This is a genomic window from Waddliaceae bacterium, from assembly GCA_018694295.1.
GTDB lineage: Bacteria > Chlamydiota > Chlamydiia > Chlamydiales > JABHNK01 > JABHNK01.
In genome coordinates this window covers 79,473-98,615 of sequence record JABHNK010000021.1, presented here as the reverse complement: position 1 = coordinate 98,615, position 19,143 = coordinate 79,473, and the positions used below count along the sequence as shown (strand labels likewise).

The following is a 19,143-nucleotide window of genomic DNA, read 5'->3' as shown; positions in this document are numbered from 1 at the left end:
ATCATTTTAATTAAGTCTTATTATATAACGCTGAAGGTTATGCCGGCATCTTCGAGCTTCTTTTGTGCTCCTGCTGATATGGCATTTACTGTCATTGTAACTTTCTTCGTTATCTCGCCATTTGCCAGGACTTTTATTCCGTGGCATTTTCCGCTTACGAGGCCGTGTTTACGTAAAGATTCTTCGTTAACGTCTTCGGCATCGTCGTAGAATTTTTCTATCTGCCATAGGTTTACGATATGGAGTTCTTCGCGAAAGCGTGCCCGTGAAAATCCTCTTGTTGGGAGTTTCATATATAATGGGAACTGTCCGCCTTCGTTGCCGTAGCGTTTCTTAGCTCCCGACCGTGCTCCTTGTCCTTTATGTCCACGTCCAGACGTTTTTCCTCGTCCTGATCCTGGTCCACGACCTACACGTTGTTGTCTGTCCTTTGGCTTATTATTTTTCAGTGTGTGTAATGATGTTGTCATATTATCCTCTTAGCGCTTGGACTTTTTCTGGGTTACGCAGTGCTTTAAGAGCTTTAAACGTTGCTCTCACCTGGTTTACCGGGTTATTTGAACCGAGGTTTTTTGCTACGACGTCTTCTATTCCTGCTAGTTCTAGTACAGACCTTACCATCGACCCTGCTACTACGCCGGTACCTTCTGGTGCTGGTTTCATCATGAGTCGTGCGCCGTCTTGTTTCGCTATAATCTCGTGTGGTATTGTCGTTCCATTCTGTTCGAATGTTATAATATCTTTAAGCGATGCTTCACGAGCTTTACGTATAGCGTCTGTGAGTTCGTTAGCTTTTGCGAATCCGTAGCCTACTTTTCCTTTACCGTTTCCTGAGACTATAAGTGCTGAGAAGCTAAATTTTCTTCCACCTTTTAGCACTTTAGCGCAACGGTTTACGAAGACGACTTTTTCTTCATATTCGCTTACTACTTCTTCTTTTGGCTTTCTTCTATTATCTTTTCTTTCGTTATTTTTTTTCATAGTCTACCTTGTATTAAAACTTAAGTCCGGCTTTACGTGCTGCGTCTGCCAATGCTGCCAACACTCCATGATATTTCGATGCTCCGCGGTCGAAGACTATTTTCTCTATTCCTTTTTCTTTAGCTTTTTCTGCTATGGCAGTACCGAGTTGTTGTGCAGCGGCCTTACTTTTACGGTTGAATTCTGTTGTACGGAATTCTTTCGCTAGCGTCGATGTTGCTGCTATGGTGTTGCCTTTATCATCGTCGATAATTTGCACGCCGATATGCTTATTAGTTTTAACAACACAGAGGCGAGGTTTTTCGCTGGTGCCTCTAATGTGTTTACGTACGCGTTTAGCACGCATCGCTTTTTTTGTATGTAAATTCTTTCTTTTCGTTAGCATGATGCTTTTTTCAACCTTATTATTGTTTCGCGGTTTTACCTGCTTTTCTGCGGATATATTCTCCGCGATATTTTATTCCTTTACCTTTGTATGGTTCTGGTTTACGCATTGCGCGGATATCTGCGGCGAACTGTCCAACGGCTTGTTTATCATTACCGGAGAGTACTATGGTAGTATTCTTTTCGACTTTCGCTGTTATTCCTTCTGGAATTTTCCTGCTTGTCGGGTGTGAGCATCCTATTTGCAGGTCTATGGTGTTACCATTTACTGCGGCGCGGAATCCTACTCCTACCATTTCCAGCGTCTTCGTAAATCCTTCTGTCACTCCTATCACCATGTTATTGACGAGCGAGCGGTATAGGCCATGGAAGTTTTTTTTCTCTTCGTGACCTTTAGCAAGTGTTACTGTAGCCTCATCATTTTCGACATGCATTTCTATGCCGTCGATGAGTTTTTGTGTAAGGACGCCTTTTGGCCCTTTAACGGTGATGATGCCATCTTTGACGTTAGCATCTACACCTTTGGGAAGTGCTATTGGTTGTTTTCCTATCCGAGACATAGTATTCTTTTCTCCCTTATATCCTTACCAAATATTTCCGACGTGTTCACCGCCGATCTTACGTTTACGGGCTTCTTGTCCACTCATCACCCCGTGTGATGTTGACATTATTGCCATTCCCATACCGCCGAAGACTCGTGGTACGTTTTTATGGTCGGCGTAGATATGCAGTCCTGGCCGTGAAACACGTTTTATTCCTTGTATTACCGGTAATCTTCCGGAGGCATACTTCAAGAATACGCGCATAATACCGCGGCCATTATCATCGAGATCTTTTGTTATAAAGTTCTCGATATATCCTTGTTCTTTTAACAATTTTACTATCGCGACTTTGAACTTTGACCGGTCAACATCGATATATCGATGCTCGGCTTTAAGTCCATTACGGATGCGAGTAAAAAGGTCGGCTATTGGGTCATTTATTGCTGACATCCTTGGTCTCTCCTATGCAACATTTTTCTTTTTAAAAGGAAGGCCTAGCTGTGTTAGCAGCTCACGACATTCGTCATCGGATTGTGCCGATGTTACGAATGTTATATGCATTCCTTGTGTCCTTTTGACATCATCTAAATTTATTTCTGGGAAGATCTGCTGATCATCGACGCCGAGGCTATAGTTCCCTCTTCCGTCGCATTTAATCGAGAATCCTCTAAAGTCACGGATTCGCGGGCATACGATGTTGAAGAATCTATCCATGAATTCATACATTCTTTCTCCACGCATCGTAACTTTGGCGCCTATTATCTGCCCTTCGCGCAGTTTGAAGTTTGCCACTGACTTTTTTGCCATAGTAAGTATTGGCTTCTGTCCTGTGAGAAGGGTCAATTCTTTAACGCAGTCTTGTATAGCGTTTTTATCTTTGGAAGCTTCGGCGAGGCCCATATTGACAACGATTTTGAGAACTTTTGGTGTCATCATTATGTTGCTATAGCCGAACTTTTCTTTCATCGACGCTTTTATTTCGCTATTGTATCTTTCTTTTAACCTAGACATTTATCACCACTTATTTTTTCTTATCTTTTTTTACTGAGCGATAAACCACATCTTTGTCGCCATCGCGGTAGAAGAGTTCTCGTTCTTTATTCTTATTGACACGCACGGCGAGCTTCACCCCTTTATTTTCTGTAGGGCATAGTTTCACATTAGAGGCGTTTATCGACACTTCGATATCTATGATACTTCCTGGGCCTTGTTGTGTAGCTTTAGTGTGTTTTTTTCTCACATTTATGCCTTGCACAACGAGTCTATCATCACCTTTTCGTGATAATATTGTCCCTGTTCTTCCTTTATCGTTACCTGCGATAACGACAACTCTATCTCCTACTCGGAGTTTTTTGTTGCCCTGCACGACTGGTCTTTTTTTACGCGTTGTTTTCATTAGTATTATCTTCCTTAATATTTATTAGATAACTTCTGGTGCCAAGGATCCTATTTTAGCATATCCACGGTCGCGGACTTCTCGTGCTACTGGTCCGAAGACCCTAGTTCCTTGCGGGTTACCTTTATCATCGATGATGACACAGCTATTGTGGTCGAATCGCAGTTTCGAGCCATCGTCTCGTGATATCGTACTTTTCGTCCTTATTATGACGACTTTTACTATTTCACCTTTTTTTACGCTTGCTTCTGGCTCGGATTCTTTTACTGAGCATACGACGACGTCTCCGACGCGGGCGTATCTTCGTTTCGATCCTCCGAGGACTTTAAAGCATTTAACTTTTTTAGCCCCTGTGTTATCTGCAACGTCAAGTTCTGATTCCTGTTGGATCATATTATGTCACTCCTTACTTTATTTGCTTGTGGGGACGACGCGCCAACATTTCGTTTTCGAATATGGTCGTGTTTCCATTATCGCCACCTTATCGCCGACGTTACATGTATTATTATCGTCATGGGCGTAATATTTCTTTGACCGTGTTATTACCTTCTGGTATTTATCGTGTCGTTGTGTTGAGGACACGGAAACGACGACGGTCTTATCCATTTTATTGGCAATGACGATGCCTTCTTTAACTTTGCGGCTTGTGCGCTGATCTTTTTCTTTCATAGTAGTTTTTACAACCTTAGCTTGCTCGTTTTTTCTCGCTCAACACAGTATATATACGTGCTATGTCTTTGCGGTTATTTTTTAGAAGATGTGGTGCATCAAGTTTCTTATTTTGTCGCAGTTCATTACGCAGTGAGAACAGCTCTTGTTGCAAGTCGAGCAACGAGGCCTCCAATTCTTCTGTAGTCTGATCTCTGAGATCTTTGGCTTTCATGGTATTTTCCTCTACACTGTTTCTACGCGTTCTACGAAGCGTGTTTTTATTCCTAGTTTCCCTGACGCCAATCTTAGCGCTTCTCGTGCTTGTTCGATGGAGACGTTTCCTACTTCGAACATGATACGTCCTGGTCGTATTACTGCCACCCAGTTACTTGGTGATCCTTTACCTTTACCCATACGAACTTCTGCAGGTTTTTTTGTTATCGGCTTATCTGGGAAGATCCGCACCCACACATTACCTTTACGGCTGAAGTGTCGATTTATAGCGACACGACATGCTTCTATCTGCTGTGTTGTCACCCATCCGCGTTCTAGTGCTTGCATTCCGTACTCTCCGAAGTGCACGAAATTTCCCGCTTTACTTAGTCCAGTACACTTACCTTTTTGTATCTTACGGTGTTTTGTCTGCTTAGGCATTAGTGGCATTTTTTTGCCCTCCGGATTTCGTGGTATTAACTTCTTCTTCGCCGTTATTTATCCACACTTTAACACCTATGGTGCCGTAAGTTGTTTCTGCTCGTGCTGTTGAGTAGTCGATATTAGCTTTTATAGTATGCAGTGGTGTACGTCCTTCTTTGTACCATTCGCTGCGTGCTATTTCTGCTCCGCCTAGTCGTCCTGACACTTCTATCTTCACTCCTAATGCTCCGGCGTCCATTGTCGTCTGCATAGCGCGTTTCATTGCTCTGCGGTATGCTACTCTACGTTCCAGTTGTTTTGCTACGCCATCGGCGACGAGGAATGCATCTCTATCGGGTCGTCGAATTTCTTCGACTTCTATAAAGACATCTTTTCCTGTCATTTTTCTTAGTTCGGCTTTAAGAGCGTCGATTTCGGCGCCTTTTTTTCCTATTACGAGTCCTGGTCGTGCTGTATGTATAACGATTTCGATTTTATCGCTGAGTCGTCGTATTGTTATCTGCGACGCTCCTACGCAGCATGGTTTTTTCATAAGGTTTTTCCGTATCGCCATATCTTCGACGAGGAATTTCCCGAATTCTTGTTTATTGGCGTACCATTTCGAGCGCCAATTTTTATTCTTTATCAGCCGGAAGCCTATAGGGCATACTTTCTGTCCCATTATTTTTCTCCTTTTTCCTCTTGAGTACCGACGGTGACGGTAAAGTGGCTTGTTCTTTTCAATATCGGAGCTCTTCCTCCGCGGCATTTTGATTTAGCACGTTTTAGTGTAGGTCCTTCATCGACGCGAACCTCTAGAACTTTAAGGTTCTCACGTTTTGCATCTTCGTAGCGATCTTCGGCATTAGCGACGGCGCTCATAAGAGTTTTCTTTAGGAGCGGTCCTGCTTTCATCGAGCAGAAGTCTAGCTGTATTTCTGCTTCTCCGACGGTTTTCTCTCTCATCAGTGCTGCTGCTAGTCGTGCTTTTCGCGGACTAATCCTGACGTATTTCGATAATGCTTTTGATGTATGTTTTGTCATCTCGGCGTTTCCTTATTTCTTAACGGGGTGGCCTTTGAAGATACGTGTAGGTGAAAACTCTCCGAGTTTGTGTCCTACCATATTTTCTGAGACGTATACCGTGATAAATTTATGTCCATTATGTACTTCGAACGTATGTCCTACCATATCAGGTATTATCATAGAACGTCGCGACCATGTTTTAATGGCGTTTTTAGTGCCTTTTTCATTTTGGTTTTCGACCTTATCCATTAGGTGGTGGTCGACAAACGGTCCTTTTTTTAGTGATCTAGCCATATTTATCCTTTTATGCTCTATTTCTTACGTCGATCTTTAACGATAAAACGATCGGACCTATTTTTTTTCTTTCTAGTTTTGAAGCCTTTAGTATGCTGTCCCCAAGGTGTTTTTGGTAGATATCCGTTATGTCTTCCTTCACCACCGCCGTGTGGGTGATCTACTGGGTTCATAACGGTACCGCGCACTGTAGGTCTTATACCTTTCCAGCGCATACGTCCTGCTTTACCTTCAACGCGCAGACTATTTTCTGCATTGGAGACTGTTCCGAAGGTTGCCATGCAATCTTCTTTTATGAGCCGTACTTCTCCTGAAGGCATACGTATTGTGGCGTATCCTTCGTTACGTCCCATTAGTTGTGCTGACAAACCTGCCGATCGTACGAGTTGTGCTCCGCGTGTTGGGTACATCTCGATGTTATGTATAGTCGATCCTATTGGCATGTGTTTCAATTTCATGCAGTTTCCTACACGGAATGGAGGCTTATCGCTTGTCATCACCATATCACCGGCTTTAAGTCCGTGTGGTGCTATGATGTATCGTTTTTCACCATCTTTATAATTAAGTAGTGCTATATGTGCTGTTCTATTTGGGTCGTATTCTATTGAGGCGACTTTCGCTGGTATTTCGAACTTATCACGTTTGAAGTCGATGCAACGGTAGTGTCTTTTATGTCCACCTCCGCGGTGTCGGCATGTGATATGTCCGTGGTTGTTACGTCCGCTTGTGCGTTTTTTATGCAGCAGCAGCGATTTTGTTGGTTTTACTGTTGCTTTAGAGCCTTCTTTACGTGTAAGGCCTTTATGTTCTGGAAGAACCAGTTGTCGCATACTCGGTGTTGTTGGTCGATATTTCTTCGGCATTGTTAATTGCTCCTTTATACGTTGTCGAGGTTGTCACCAGGCTCTAGTGTTACTATTGCTTTTTTATAGTGAGCTGTTTTTCCTGGTCGTCGTCGTGCTCGTCCTTTTCTTTTAGGCTTTGTGATGAGGGTATTTACGCCAACGACTGTTATCCCTTGTTCTTCGTATATTTTTTCTAATGCTTTTTTTATCTGTGGCTTATTAGCGGACATATGCACATAGAAGACGTATTTTGGCGATTCGCATCTTCTTACGCTTTTGTTGCTATCTGCGTTCTTAAGATTTTCTAATAGTGCTGTTTTTTCCGTAACGCATCGTGATTTTACGATGCTATATGGGTTTTTATCACAAACTTTTGTGCTCACGGTATGTCACCTTATTTTTTTTACTTCAACCAATCTTTTATTTCTTCTAGTGCTGCTTCTGTCATAACGATATCGTGTGCTACCATGACGTCGTAGCCGCTGATATTCTTTGCTAGCGAGAATGTCATTTTTGGTATATTGTTCACGCTTTTTGAGAAGTTCTGGTATCTATCGTTATAGACATCGACGTTTCCGCCACCGTATTCTCCTGGGATTTCTGTTTGGCTACCTTCGCCGAGGAAGAGGATTCTTTTCCCTTTAAGTTCGCTATTTTTTATGAATGCTGCAACGGTCTTTGTTTTTGGCGCTTCTAGGATGATATCTTCGATGATTGTCACGCGTTGTTCTTTTATCATCTCTGCGACGAGGAATTTCGTTACTTTATTTCTTTCTTTTTTATTGATACGGACGTGTTGATCGAATTTCGGTTTTGGTCCGAAGACGATACCTCCTCCGCGGAATTGTGGTGCTACGAGGCTTCCCTGTCTTGCACGTCCTAGGCCTTTTTGTTTATGAGGCTTTTTCGTCGAGCATTTTACTTCGGAGCGATCTTTTGTATTTGCTGACCACTGTCTAGCGTTTTCTCGTAGTGCTACTATGTAGTCTTTGATCATCTGTCCGTTGGCTTTAACGTCGAGCCAGGCGTCGTCGACTTCCGTCGTTCCTGTCTCTTTCCCTTCGATATTATATTTCTTCAATATTGCCACTTTAGTATCTCCTAATTATCTTCTTATGCGCCTTTTTTCACTGCTTTTTGTATAAGGATTTCACGTCCTATATGTCCAGGCACGGCGCCTTTAACGATAAGTATATTTTTTTCTACGTCGATTCTTACGACTTTGACATTCTGTGTAGTAACTTGTGCATTACCTAGGCGTCTTGCTTTCTTTGTCCCCGGAAGTACTATTCCTGGTGAGGAGCACATTCCTGTAGAGCCTCCGCGGCGGTGGAAGTGTGAGCCGTGTGATGCCGGTCCGCCTTTGAAGTTGTGTACTTTTATTACACCTTGAGTTCCTTTACCTTTAGATATTGCTGTAACGTCGACATGTTTAACATCGGCGAAGACTTCTACTGTGAGTTCTTGTCCTAGCGAGAATTCTTCTGTGGTATCGACGCGGACTTCGTGCAGTTGTCGGCGAGGTTCCACAGCAGCTTTCTTGAAATGTCCCATCAGAGGTTTTCCGACGCGAGTTTCTTTAGTGCGACGATCTTTTGTTACGACTTTATCGTAGCCGAGCTGTATAGCGCTATATCCGTCGTTTTCTTTAGTTTTTATCTGTGCAATGACGTTAGGTTCGCAGTGAATGACGGTACAAGGGACTATACGTCCTTTATCGTCGAACAGCTGTGTCATTCCTTTCTTTTTGCCCATCAACGTTGAAGTCATGGCTTTTATTCCTCGTGTAGCATTTGCATTTATGTATCTGTCTTGTGGACTATTTCGAAGTAATCTGGTGTATCTTGCCTTGATTCTTACAGAATTAAGGTGGCTGATACATCGATTGACGTCACTTCCACAAAAGCTCTTTATATCTTGTTAATATCAAGTTTAAAAAGCTGAAAGGAAGAGACTAACAAAAACCGCCTATTCTTCACAACATAAAAAGTGAGCTTTTGTAATTTTATCTCTTAGAGTGTGAAAGATGAGAGTAAACGGAGCTAGGGTTTACCACGAGAATTCAGGGGTTTACCTCGGAGGCTACTTCACTGATGTTGCGCGAAAACTCTTGTTATAGAGAGAGATAAAGCTCTCTATAATGTGGGTGCTGCGCAAGGTCAGTGATAAGCATAAAGAGAATATAAAAATACGGAATATACTACCACGGAGCCACGGAGTTCACTGAGTAGAAGGAAAAGAAGACGGGGAATTGGCTATGGGTTTCACCCCTAGAACCCCGAGGATATATAAATTGTAAACAGTGCGATATAAATGGTGACTTAGGTTGTCGCGTAAAGTCTGCACCTCATTGATCAATGAAGTGGTCTCTGTGGCAAAAGCTCTGAAATTATAGCAGGGTTTTTACTTTGATTTTTTGTCTATTGCGGACTTTTGAGTTGTTTTTGACACGGCGTGTGTCGGCGTTGTCGAGGGGTTGCGCCATAGCTATGGCGTCTTTCATCAGGGTTCCACGTTTTACTGTATATGTTCCTGGGTATTGCACGGCGCCTTCGACGGTGACGGTTATCGTCTCTGTAACGAAAGGTGTTCCTTTGGTGTCGTCTTGTGTTGTCGGGTATGAGCTTGTTATATATCCGTATGTCCCTGTTGCCAGGATAGCTCCTATTGCTATTACTACGACGGCCCATTCGTGGACTTTCAGGTGTGCTGCGGAGTTCTTCATCATTTCCTTCGTAGTGTCGCTCCGAAGAATCCGTCCATACCATTTTGTGTTGGCTGTGATTTAAAGGTGTCGACGAGTTCCAGGTTGTATGTTTCGCTGAAGTGTTTTATCTGTAGTTCGTTTTCTTTTGGGAAGATCGAGCATGTTATATAGACGATATATCCTTTGGGTGCCATGAAGCTCAGTGCTTTTTCGAAGATATGTCGTTGTTGTCCTACGAGGTTTTCTATATCGGTGGCGGAGGTTTTCCATTTCATTTCGGCGTTACGTCGCCATGTTCCTGACCCTGAACATGGGGCATCGACGACGACCCAGTCGAGGTTTTTCTTAAGCTTTTTAAGCTGCGGGCTATCGTTTTTAACGATCTGACAATTATTGACGCCTGCTCTTTTTAGTCGTTTCTTCGCCTGTGCTAGTGCTTTATCACGGACATCGTGAAGGAATATCTGCCCCTTATTATTCATTGTTGCTGCTATTGCTAGTGCTTTACCCCCTGCTCCTGCGCAGTAGTCGAGTATTTGCTCGCTGTCGTTGATTTTTACTAGCGCCGACACTAATTGGCTACCTTCGTCTTGCACTTCAAAGAGTCCTTCTTTGAATTCTTCCATACCTAGGAAGTTGATACGCTTATTAAAGGTGATGCCTGTGGTCGAGTGTTTACATCGAGAGACTTCATAGTGTTTTTGTAGCTTTTTGAAGAGATCGTCGCGAGAAATTTTTATTGTGTTGACGCGTACTGTCGTCGGTGCTGCGCTGTTGCTGGCGAGGCAAATTTCTGCCGCCTGTTCTTTTCCGTAGGTATCGGCTATCATATCGAAGAGATCTTTTGGGAAGCTACATCTTACGTGTTCTGGCAGTGAGGTATCGTGTTGGCATTTTTCTATATCGTTTTTTTTGTATGTATCGAGGCGTTCTGTCCAGGAAGATTTCCCTATGCCGTCGAGGAGCCCACGCCATCGCATCATATTGTATGCGGTATCGACGATATAGCGTCTGTCTTTAGAGCCGCATGCTTTATTGGCGCGGAAATAGTTGCTGATAAAACGGTCGAGCGGCAGGTGCTGCTTCTCGAATTCTTCTAATATCAGTAAAAGGTGGTATTCGCGGAAAGGTTTTGTCATGATAGTTCTCGTTATTTATTCTGTTTATGTTATCATATTACCATGAAAAACACCATGCGAAAGGCTTCGATTGTCGTTATTTCCTTTGTTGTTGTTGCATTTGGTCAGCCGGCGTGGGTGCCGTGGCTTGGTCTTGTTGCTGCGGTTTGTGGTTATGCTCTTCTTTGGAGGAGTCTTTCTTCTGTTGGCAGCAAAAAGCGTCGTTTTTTTGTTGCTTCTTCGTGGTTTTGTTGTGTGCAGCTTATACAGTTGTCGTGGATGACTTCTATAGAGTATGTCGGTGGTGGTCTTATCGTGGCATATCTTCTTCTCAGTATCATGATGGGGTTACAGTTTGGTGTGGTTAGTTTTTTCGTCGAAATTGACAAGAAGGTTCGGACATTTTTGATCGTTCCTGCTTTGTGGGTTTTGATGGAATGGATGCGCCTTTTTCTTTTTTCGGGTTTCACCTTCAATCCTGTAGGCTTGTCTTTTGCTGGGAGCATATATCCTCTGCAGATGGCGTCGTTGTTTGGCGTCTATGGATTGTCGTTTGTTGTCATCGCCACAAATATTCTCGTCTTTTTTTCTATTTCGGCGCCGAAGAAGATTTTATCGTGGGCGATTGTTGGTATTTTTGTTGTGACGCCCTTTATTTTCGGTTTTTTTCATCTTAATGATGGTAGTGATGGTGATGATGCTGTCTCTGTCGTCCTTGTACAGACGGCTCTTACTCCTGAGGAGAAATATGGTCTTTGCCGTGGTGATGGGGTATCGTTATCGCCGTACGACCAGTGGCTTTATATTCTTTCGTATCTCGAAGATTCTGGTGTCGATGATGCAGATTTTATCATCTTCCCCGAGAACACCGTCCCTCTTGGCGTCAGTGTTCCTGCGTATCGTTATGATGAGGTCGTCGAGAGCTTACGTATATTTTTCGGCGACGCTATTTTTGCTGCGCTTCCTCCTTTGTCTGAGCCTTATTATTATGAGGGGGGCCGTCTTGTCAGCAACAGTTTCTGGGCACAGAGCCTTGCTAATGTTTTTGGTGCTGATGTTATTGTCGGCCTTGAAGACGTCGAAGGCTATGATGTTTATACTTCTGCTGTAGTTTTCGTCCCTGGAGGTGCGTCTTTTCGTCGCTATGATAAAAGGATCCTCCTTCCTATGGGGGAATACATCCCTTTTACATTTCTGGAATCTCTTGCTAGGAGGTTCGGCGTCGAGGGTTCTTTTTCTCGTGGGGTTTCGGGGCGTGTTTTCGACCATGATGTCATGCCTTATTCGGTATCTATATGTTATGAGGAGACTTTCGGCAATATCATTCGCCAAGATCGTCGTGATGGTGCGAAGCTTCTTATCAACATCACCAACGACGTATGGTATCCCAATTCTCGTTTGCGTCTTCAGCATTTTCATCATGGACGCCTTCGTTCTGTTGAGAACGGCGTTCCTCTAGTCCGTGCGTGTAATACTGGCGTCACTGGCGTCGTCGACAATGCTGGGCGCGTTCAAGATACTTTCGGTGAGGGACGTTATGGTGAAGAATGGCGGCGTGGCGCTCTTGTTGTCTCTGTTCCTATTTCTTCGTACGATACTTTATATTCTCGTTATGGCGATTGGCTTATTGTCGTGGTGTCGTTCATCATGCTTTGTGTTGGAATGTTAGGAATAGCGTACAGGAAGAGCGGATAGAATAACTGATAACTGGTCACTGGTCACTGGCTGATATAGCTCTTGATTTAAACGTATTATTTTATTATCATTATTAACTAACTGATGTTACTAATATCAACACACGGATAGTATTGTGTCGCACAAAAAAACTTTACGAAAACAAAACACCTTAATACGAGAAGTCTCTTATTCTGGCGTAGGAATTCACACTGGCGTTGACGTCACCATGATTTTATGTCCTGCCCCTGTTGGCACTGGCATTGTCTTTAAGCGAACGGACCTTCCTGACGCTCCTATCATCCCTGCTACTGTCGAGAATCTTCATAGTACTTCTCGCAGCACTAATATTGGTGATGGTGATATTGTCATCAACACTGTCGAGCATCTTTTAGCGGCTCTCAAGGCTTATAATATCGACAACCTAACGATAAAGATTTCCGGTGGCGAAGTCCCTGTTAGCAATGGAAGTTCCGAAGTTTTTGTCGATCTCATCGAAGATGCTGGCGTTGAAGAGCAGGATTCCGACGTTGCCATTGTGTCTATCGACACTCCCCTATTTTTTTCTGACGGCGACATACATCTTGTCGCGCTTCCTTCCGACGAATATCGAGTGAGCTATACTTTACACCATCCCGAGACTGCCGCCATAGGCACGCAGTTTCTCTCAGTCGTCGTCGATGCTGATACTTTCAAAAATGAAATTGCTCCTTGTCGAACTTTCGCCAAACACGAAGACATCGAATTCCTTATGGAGCGTGGTCTTATCAAAGGCGGTAGCCTCGACAATGCCGTTGTTGTCAAGGGCGATACTGTCCTCAACGAAGAAGGTCTTAAATTCCCTGATGAGATGGTTAGGCATAAGATTTTGGACCTCATCGGCGATCTTTCTCTCGTAGGGGTTCCTTTCTGCGCTCATATCATCGCTATAAAGTCGGGACACACCTCTAACGCTTCTTTTGCCAAAATTTTATTAAAAAAACTTACGTAAGGAGATATTATTATGTCTTATGATACTACCGTTTTAGATATTAAAGATCTTATGTCAATCTTACCTCACAGGTATCCTTTTCTTCTTATCGACAAAGTCGTCGAGCTCGACCTTGAGAAAAATGTTATTGTCGGACAGAAAAACGTTACTATCAACGAAGAATTTTTCCAGGGTCATTTTCCTGGAGCTCCTATCATGCCTGGTGTTCTCATCTTGGAAGCTCTTGCACAGACGGGTTCCGTCCTTGTCAGCAAGAAGGTTGGTAATGATGGTGTCGCCGTCCTTCTTAAGATCTCTAATGCCAAGTTCCGACGCCCTGTACATCCTGGCGACGTGTTATATCTTCATGTCGAGGGTCAGCATTTAAGTGATAAAGGCGGGCGTGTTTTAGGAAAGGCTATCGTCGATGAAAAAACCGTTGTCGAGGCGGAGATAAGTTTCGCTTTCGTCGACAAAAAAAACATATAAACAAGGAAATTCGATATTTATGACCACTGACATACATCCTACTGCTATTATTGAAGAAGGCGCGACTTTTGGTGAAGATGTTATTGTCGAGGCGTATGCTATCGTCAAGAAAAACGTCGTCCTTGGCGATGGTGTTATCATAAAGGCTCATGCGTATATCGACGGCAATACTACGATAGGCTCTGGTACAACGATATGGCCTTCTGCAGTGATAGGCACACAGACGCAAGACCTGAAATATCGCGGAGAGACGACATATGTTTCTATAGGGAAGAATTGTAGTATCAGGGAGTTTGTTACGATAAACTCTTCATGTGGCGAAGGGTCGACGGTCTCTGTTGGCGACGACTGTCTTATCATGGCATATTGTCATATCGCCCATCATTGTACTGTTGGCAACAATGTTATTATGAGCAACAACGCCACTCTTGCTGGCCATGTTACTGTCGAAGACCACGCTATCATCGGCGGCCTTACTCCTATACATCAATTTTCTCGTGTCGGCTGCCATGCTATGGTTGGCGGCATGAGCCGTATCATCCGTGATATCCCTCCATATACTATAGGCGGTGGAATACCATATAAGATGGGAGGGATCAACCTTGTGGGTTTGAAGCGTCATGGTTTCGACCGTGAAGCGCGCAGTGTCTTGAACAAAGCTTTTAAGGCGGTGTATCGTTCGAAGATGTCTTTGGAAGAGGCGTTGCAACATATCGAAGGAGAGCTTCCCGGCACTCCCGAAATAAAACATTGGCTAGAATTCTGTCGTTCTTCGGAACGTGGTCTTATCGGCCTTAACGGTGAGAAAGAATAACTATGAAGATAGTATATTTTGGCACTCCTGAGTTTTCAGCGAAGGTTTTAGGATATCTTATTGACAATGGCATCGATGTCGTCGCTGTCGTCACTGCCATCGACAAGGCAAAAGGGCGCTCCGGAATTCCTACTCCTTCGCCAGTGAAGGCTCTCGCAATGGAGAAGATCCCCGGCGCCGACATCTTACAGCCTACGAAGCTGCTGCCTATGGTAGACACTCTGTCATCGTATGATGCTGATATGTTCGTATGTGTAGCTTATGGCAAGATCATCCCAGAGGCTGTCTTGGCTTTGCCGCGTCTTGAATCGATAAACCTTCATACCAGCCTTTTGCCGCGGTACCGCGGTGCTGCACCGATACATCGCGCTATAATTTCTGGAGAGAAGGTGTCTGGTGTAACAATTATGAAGATGGTCAAAGAGCTCGATGCTGGGGATATCATCAGCGTCGTCGAGACTCCTATCGGCGAGAATACGACCTTCGGCGACCTTGAAGAGACGTTATGTGTGTTAGGGAGCAAGGCACTTCTTACTGCTCTTTATGGACTAGAAAACGGAACTGCTACGATGACGCCACAAGATCATAGTCTTATGACATACGCCGCTAAAATAAGCGTTGATGATTCCAAAGTTTTATGGGAGAGCACTGCCGAAGACATCCACAACCTCGTCCGCGGTGTAACACCATCGCCTGGAGCGTGGTGCATGATATCGGTGCGCGGCAAATTGCGTCGGCTCAAAATTCTAAGCACTCTCATATCAGAAAACGCCTACTCTGAAGCAGCGCCAGGGACGATACTCTCTGCCGATGACAAAGGTATTATCGTGGCTTGTTCGGAAGGAACTATCGCGATAACATCGTTACAGCTCGAAGGCAAGAAGCCCACGACGGCGGAAGAATTTTTACGTGGATTCCCTATCGATGTCCTTTCTTTTATCAGCTAATTTTATCAAGTAAAAATTTTATTATTTTTTTGCTATACTCTTTTTTGTGCAAAGGCGTATAATTGTCGTGCAAATGCTTATATATCATTATTATAAGCATATTTTTTCACGTTTAAAAGAGGAATTTATTATGAACGCATCAGCAACAATACAACAAATTGGCATACAAACGGCACAGATAAAAAGTTTCTTTCATGAAGCTTCTTCTGAAAAAAACCGTACTATCATTAAAGGTGATTTACAAGTTGTTCGCTGGTGTGCTGAGGCTACCAACAATAAAGTAGTAGCAACATTCTTTAATTTTATCCGAGAGCTAGTTTGTCTAGCAGACCTTCGTGACGACTACAAGTTTTTAAAAGAAAAAGAAAAAAACGTTACCAATCTAAGTATTGGCATTAACGGCAGCATTGCCGACGTTGTTAATACCGTCCTTTTCGTCAGCAGTACCAAGCTTATATCTCTAGGCAAAAGCACTGCTAAAAAGATGGTACACACTATAGGCGTCACGGGATCCGTTGCCTATGGCATAATAGGTGCTATGAAAGCTAAAGAGCTATGCAATACTATCAGCGAAAAGAAAGTAGGCTGGAAGTTCACTGCTCGTGTTCAATTTCTGTCGGTGGCAACGAAAGCTACTCAAGTAACATATTTCCTCTTCGCATGTTTCGGCGGAGGAATTCCTGGAGCTGCTTTTTTCGGAATAGTCTCTGGAGCACTAGCTCACGCTGATGCTCACTACGTCGATGTGTTGAAAAACCAAAAGGTCGTAGTAGTAGTAGAAGAAAAAACAAAACAAGTATAAAAAAATATTTATCATTTTTTTGTTTATGGTGCCCTCCTAATATTTATTTAGAAGGGCATTTTTTGTATATTTTCATTTACCTTTTTCATGCGTTTTTATACTCTAGTTTTGTTTCTAAATATCTAGCCAACAACTTTTAAGGTGAAATCGTTATGAGTCAAAGCGAACAATTAAAATGGGAAACAAGTTTTCCGTTAAAATGGGAAGCATTCTCCTTCTTTAATACTCTTGTATCTCCTTCATGCACTATCTCTGGCGAACGTGATGGCATGAAAAGCCTTTTAATATTTTTCACTGGTTTTTTTCATGATTTAAAGCTTAAAACAGCAGTGGAGTATGCTTCTCACACCCACGATGTAATTTGTTGTGGTGATGTTTTTGAAGACTATAAATGGTGGTCTACTAAGAGCATCGGCATTCCAAAAAATCTATTCACTAAAGAAGCTGAAGAGCAAGAGATTCCAAGAGAAGGCCTTGTCAACGTATGTGCTCGTATTGCTGTAACCGTTGCCGATATTTTTTGTTTTATGCTCGTCATCGAAAAGCTTGCTATCATCTCCCTTGGCAAAGCTTCTTCTAAGATAGGAGGCGCTGTAATTGGTACTGCCTCTGTTGCGCATGGCTTAAAAGCGATAATAAACGCGAGCGATTTATACAAAACGATTCGAGACAAACGGGGTGAAGAGAGAAAGTTCACTGCTTCAGTACAATCTGTTGCTATAGTATCAGAGATTGCAAATATGTTCTACTTCATCTTTGCAGAGACGGCACCTGCCGTTGCTCTTCCTGCTGCTTGTGCTTTTGGCTTGTTCTCAGGATCCATTGGATGTATCTCTGTTTTTCTTAATAAAGATTTAGAAAATCTAAGAGAAGGACAAGAAGAAATGGCAACAGAAGCGGCATAGTCTCTATAACTATTTTTTGATCTTTATGGCTCTCTTTTAGTTAAGAGAGCTTTTTTTTTATTATGAGATACATTTACGTTTACATTTTTCATGTGTTTTTATAATCTAGTATCGTTTTTAAACGTCTTGCTAACAACTTTTAAAGGAGAAATCATTATGGTCACCAAAGCTGGCATACAACCCAACCCTACAGAAGGAAACACAACAAGAACTGATAATCCTGCAGCATATATAACAGTAGCACTAGCGACTGATGAAGCTCCTCGTTCTCCTGAAACGTTTTTTGGTCATAGTATCACTGTCGTTACTACACCTTTTAAAGCTGTAGGCTTTGTTGCTGACAAGATTTTTTCTGCTTTGGGGCTTATTGCTGGAACTGCTTCAGGTCGAGAACGCTTGTTTAAGAGTATCTTTCCTTTTCTTCTTATATCTAATCCTTCTTCTGAATCGGCTGCTTTGATGAAAAGCGGACGCTCCGCAATAAAATTTGCCGACTCCTTCAAGGAAACGATGTTCTTTAAAAAGGACGGCAAATGGTTTGACAAAGAACGTTTCACCTTTTCGAAACTTTTCACAGAAGACGGTAGCTCTAAAGAAGGAATTGTCAGCACTTTCCGCGGAACATGTGCTGCAATAGCGACAAACTGCGCTTCACTGCGTTGGCTCGAATCTATAAAAATAATAGATTTGGGGAAGAAGGCCAGTGCTGTAGGCCTTACTCTATCTTGCAGTGCCCTCGCATCGTTAACATCGGCGTTATTGCTCAACGTGAAAGCAGTTTCCAACATTCTACACGACACGGAAAAGCACAGTACTATCTATAAAGTACGAAACATCGGAAATGAACTTATCTCTTTCATAAAAAACACTGTCGACACTGCCGCTCTTGTCTTCACAGCGAAAAAGAGCAATTTCCTTAATGTACTCACTTCTTTCAATACAGCAAATGGTCTTTATGCCGCTTCCGGTATCATGGGTTGCGTCTCGATACTCTCCCAAGACTATAATAAAAGAAAAAATGCTGAAGAAGAAGCGGCAACAGCATAATCGTTTTTAAGCATTTTTTATATATGCCGGTGAAGAAATCTTCGCCGGCATTTTTTTTATTTTTTTGCTGTACATTTCCCTGCCAATCTTCTATCATATGTTTTTACAATTCGTTTTTATAAGGTATATTATCAGTGGCATTTAGAGATGCTTCAGCAGATCGTGTTTCCTCAAGTTTCCCTGCAACTTTATGCTGTAAATTTACTACTGCCCTTAAGAATTCCATCAATGCCTGTGGAGTCGCTTGTTCTACTTCTAAGAACACTATGAAGACAGCAAAGTTCGCGAAGGATTTTTTCGGTTTATTAGCAGCGGTTCCTCGTTTTAGCTCTTGCTCTTCTTTTTCCAGAAACCGCAACTTTTTCGGTGCAGCGCATACCACTATACGTTTTTTTTCATACCCTAATGTTTTAAAACCTTTCGATAAGCCCTCTTATTTTTCCTCAACTTTCATAAGAACAATCGTATTAGACTGTGTTGATTTTTTAGCACCAACACTTAGCCTTGTTTTTTGGCTATCTTCTGCTGAGATAATAAAAATAAGTGCTCGTACCAAAAAATCTATAGGGCAAGGTTTTTCTTTCTTCGACACAACGTCCGAAAGCGTTCATTTTATTAAAAACCTCGAAAAGCTCAATGAGCGCACAAGAGTTGCAGTCTCTGAGGCGCGCAATCCTATAGTGTTTCTTCAGGCTATGCAGCGCAATCCAGACTATAAAATAGAAGTCTCTTGCTTATTTTTATCTACAATAAAAGTTTTCCCCGTTATTTTAGCGGAAATTGTCTCGGCAGGAGGTCTTTATCCCTCATTACTTTCTTCTGCTTTTACTCTCACTGCTTCTACCCTTGGATTGGGGAAAGTTTTATACGAAAATTACTATGACTGACACTCGCCACCAGAGCCTTAGATGTCTT

At 42.8% G+C, this 19,143-nt stretch carries 29 protein-coding genes; 9 read left to right on the top strand and 20 right to left on the bottom strand.

The genetic code is table 11. The features are described from left to right. Positions 1-20: 20 nt before the first annotated feature. From rplO to HN980_02505, 20 genes are all read right to left on the bottom strand, one after another. Positions 21-470 carry a 50S ribosomal protein L15 gene (gene rplO / locus HN980_02600; GenBank protein MBT6928370.1) on the bottom strand — a complete coding sequence of 150 codons (450 nt, stop codon included), beginning with the start codon at positions 468-470 and terminating at the stop codon, positions 21-23. Between the two features lies 1 nt (position 471). Next, a complete protein-coding gene (rpsE, locus tag HN980_02595; protein ID MBT6928369.1) occupies positions 472-981 on the bottom strand; it encodes a 30S ribosomal protein S5 in 510 nt (169 codons plus the stop codon). Between the two features lie 13 nt (positions 982-994). Then, positions 995-1,366 (bottom strand): 50S ribosomal protein L18, encoded by a 372-nt coding sequence (locus HN980_02590; GenBank protein MBT6928368.1) that lies wholly within the window; start codon positions 1,364-1,366, stop codon positions 995-997. 19 nt (positions 1,367-1,385) lie between these two features. Next, complete coding sequence (gene rplF, locus HN980_02585) at positions 1,386-1,925, bottom strand: 50S ribosomal protein L6 (protein MBT6928367.1); 540 nt, start codon at positions 1,923-1,925, stop codon at positions 1,386-1,388. A gap of 24 nt (positions 1,926-1,949) precedes the next feature. Beyond that, positions 1,950-2,357, bottom strand: coding sequence for a 30S ribosomal protein S8 (gene rpsH, locus HN980_02580; GenBank protein ID MBT6928366.1), 408 nt, complete (start codon positions 2,355-2,357; stop codon positions 1,950-1,952). 12 nt (positions 2,358-2,369) lie between these two features. Beyond that, on the bottom strand, positions 2,370-2,918 hold the full coding sequence (rplE, locus tag HN980_02575; protein ID MBT6928365.1) for a 50S ribosomal protein L5: 549 nt from the start codon (positions 2,916-2,918) through the stop codon (positions 2,370-2,372). 10 nt (positions 2,919-2,928) lie between these two features. Then, positions 2,929-3,303: a 50S ribosomal protein L24 gene (gene rplX / locus HN980_02570; protein MBT6928364.1), complete on the bottom strand. Its 375-nt coding sequence runs from the start codon at positions 3,301-3,303 to the stop codon at positions 2,929-2,931. A 24-nt stretch (positions 3,304-3,327) separates the two neighbouring features. After that, positions 3,328-3,696 carry a 50S ribosomal protein L14 gene (gene rplN / locus HN980_02565; GenBank protein ID MBT6928363.1) on the bottom strand — a complete coding sequence of 123 codons (369 nt, stop codon included), beginning with the start codon at positions 3,694-3,696 and terminating at the stop codon, positions 3,328-3,330. 18 nt (positions 3,697-3,714) lie between these two features. Next, entirely contained in the window at positions 3,715-3,972 is a 258-nt protein-coding gene (gene rpsQ / locus HN980_02560) for a 30S ribosomal protein S17 (GenBank protein MBT6928362.1), read from the bottom strand. 16 nt (positions 3,973-3,988) lie between these two features. Beyond that, positions 3,989-4,186: a 50S ribosomal protein L29 gene (gene rpmC, locus HN980_02555; GenBank protein MBT6928361.1), complete on the bottom strand. Its 198-nt coding sequence runs from the start codon at positions 4,184-4,186 to the stop codon at positions 3,989-3,991. 11 nt (positions 4,187-4,197) lie between these two features. Further along, positions 4,198-4,617 carry a 50S ribosomal protein L16 gene (rplP, locus tag HN980_02550; GenBank protein MBT6928360.1) on the bottom strand — a complete coding sequence of 140 codons (420 nt, stop codon included), beginning with the start codon at positions 4,615-4,617 and terminating at the stop codon, positions 4,198-4,200. Beyond that, a complete protein-coding gene (gene rpsC / locus HN980_02545; protein MBT6928359.1) occupies positions 4,601-5,272 on the bottom strand; it encodes a 30S ribosomal protein S3 in 672 nt (223 codons plus the stop codon). The genes rplP and rpsC overlap by 17 nt, the downstream gene beginning before the upstream one ends. After that, on the bottom strand, positions 5,272-5,634 hold the full coding sequence (rplV, locus tag HN980_02540) for a 50S ribosomal protein L22 (GenBank protein MBT6928358.1): 363 nt from the start codon (positions 5,632-5,634) through the stop codon (positions 5,272-5,274). The genes rpsC and rplV overlap by 1 nt, the downstream gene beginning before the upstream one ends. A 12-nt stretch (positions 5,635-5,646) precedes the next feature. Beyond that, positions 5,647-5,910, bottom strand: coding sequence for a 30S ribosomal protein S19 (gene rpsS / locus HN980_02535; GenBank protein MBT6928357.1), 264 nt, complete (start codon positions 5,908-5,910; stop codon positions 5,647-5,649). Positions 5,911-5,927: 17 nt separating this feature from the next. Beyond that, positions 5,928-6,773, bottom strand: coding sequence for a 50S ribosomal protein L2 (gene rplB / locus HN980_02530; GenBank protein ID MBT6928356.1), 846 nt, complete (start codon positions 6,771-6,773; stop codon positions 5,928-5,930). 14 nt (positions 6,774-6,787) lie between these two features. Further along, the gene (gene rplW, locus HN980_02525; protein MBT6928355.1) at positions 6,788-7,138 is read right to left on the bottom strand and encodes a 50S ribosomal protein L23; all 351 of its coding nucleotides are present in this window, start codon (positions 7,136-7,138) and stop codon (positions 6,788-6,790) included. A gap of 20 nt (positions 7,139-7,158) precedes the next feature. Beyond that, complete coding sequence (gene rplD / locus HN980_02520) at positions 7,159-7,845, bottom strand: 50S ribosomal protein L4 (protein ID MBT6928354.1); 687 nt, start codon at positions 7,843-7,845, stop codon at positions 7,159-7,161. A 23-nt stretch (positions 7,846-7,868) separates the two neighbouring features. Continuing rightward, positions 7,869-8,525, bottom strand: coding sequence for a 50S ribosomal protein L3 (gene rplC, locus HN980_02515; protein ID MBT6928353.1), 657 nt, complete (start codon positions 8,523-8,525; stop codon positions 7,869-7,871). Positions 8,526-9,144: 619 nt separating this feature from the next. Continuing rightward, positions 9,145-9,483: a hypothetical protein gene (locus tag HN980_02510; GenBank protein MBT6928352.1), complete on the bottom strand. Its 339-nt coding sequence runs from the start codon at positions 9,481-9,483 to the stop codon at positions 9,145-9,147. Further along, positions 9,480-10,601: an RsmB/NOP family class I SAM-dependent RNA methyltransferase gene (locus HN980_02505; protein ID MBT6928351.1), complete on the bottom strand. Its 1,122-nt coding sequence runs from the start codon at positions 10,599-10,601 to the stop codon at positions 9,480-9,482. Before HN980_02505 ends, HN980_02510 begins: the two co-directional genes overlap by 4 nt. A gap of 54 nt (positions 10,602-10,655) precedes the next feature. Here HN980_02505 and lnt point away from each other — a divergent pair, with 54 nt between their 5' ends. From lnt to HN980_02460, 9 genes are all read left to right on the top strand, one after another. Further along, positions 10,656-12,275, top strand: coding sequence for an apolipoprotein N-acyltransferase (gene lnt / locus HN980_02500; GenBank protein ID MBT6928350.1), 1,620 nt, complete (start codon positions 10,656-10,658; stop codon positions 12,273-12,275). Between the two features lie 112 nt (positions 12,276-12,387). Then, on the top strand, positions 12,388-13,245 hold the full coding sequence (locus tag HN980_02495) for a UDP-3-O-acyl-N-acetylglucosamine deacetylase (protein MBT6928349.1): 858 nt from the start codon (positions 12,388-12,390) through the stop codon (positions 13,243-13,245). Between the two features lie 12 nt (positions 13,246-13,257). Next, positions 13,258-13,713, top strand: coding sequence for a 3-hydroxyacyl-ACP dehydratase FabZ (fabZ, locus tag HN980_02490; protein ID MBT6928348.1), 456 nt, complete (start codon positions 13,258-13,260; stop codon positions 13,711-13,713). 19 nt (positions 13,714-13,732) lie between these two features. Next, positions 13,733-14,527 carry an acyl-ACP--UDP-N-acetylglucosamine O-acyltransferase gene (lpxA, locus tag HN980_02485; GenBank protein MBT6928347.1) on the top strand — a complete coding sequence of 265 codons (795 nt, stop codon included), beginning with the start codon at positions 13,733-13,735 and terminating at the stop codon, positions 14,525-14,527. Positions 14,528-14,529: 2 nt separating this feature from the next. Beyond that, positions 14,530-15,474, top strand: coding sequence for a methionyl-tRNA formyltransferase (locus tag HN980_02480; protein ID MBT6928346.1), 945 nt, complete (start codon positions 14,530-14,532; stop codon positions 15,472-15,474). A 130-nt stretch (positions 15,475-15,604) separates the two neighbouring features. Next, complete coding sequence (locus tag HN980_02475; GenBank protein MBT6928345.1) at positions 15,605-16,276, top strand: hypothetical protein; 672 nt, start codon at positions 15,605-15,607, stop codon at positions 16,274-16,276. 152 nt (positions 16,277-16,428) lie between these two features. Next, the gene (locus HN980_02470; protein ID MBT6928344.1) at positions 16,429-17,181 is read left to right on the top strand and encodes a hypothetical protein; all 753 of its coding nucleotides are present in this window, start codon (positions 16,429-16,431) and stop codon (positions 17,179-17,181) included. Between the two features lie 156 nt (positions 17,182-17,337). Further along, the gene (locus HN980_02465) at positions 17,338-18,228 is read left to right on the top strand and encodes a hypothetical protein (GenBank protein MBT6928343.1); all 891 of its coding nucleotides are present in this window, start codon (positions 17,338-17,340) and stop codon (positions 18,226-18,228) included. Between the two features lie 134 nt (positions 18,229-18,362). Further along, positions 18,363-19,115, top strand: coding sequence for a hypothetical protein (locus HN980_02460; GenBank protein MBT6928342.1), 753 nt, complete (start codon positions 18,363-18,365; stop codon positions 19,113-19,115). Positions 19,116-19,143: the final 28 nt, after the last annotated feature.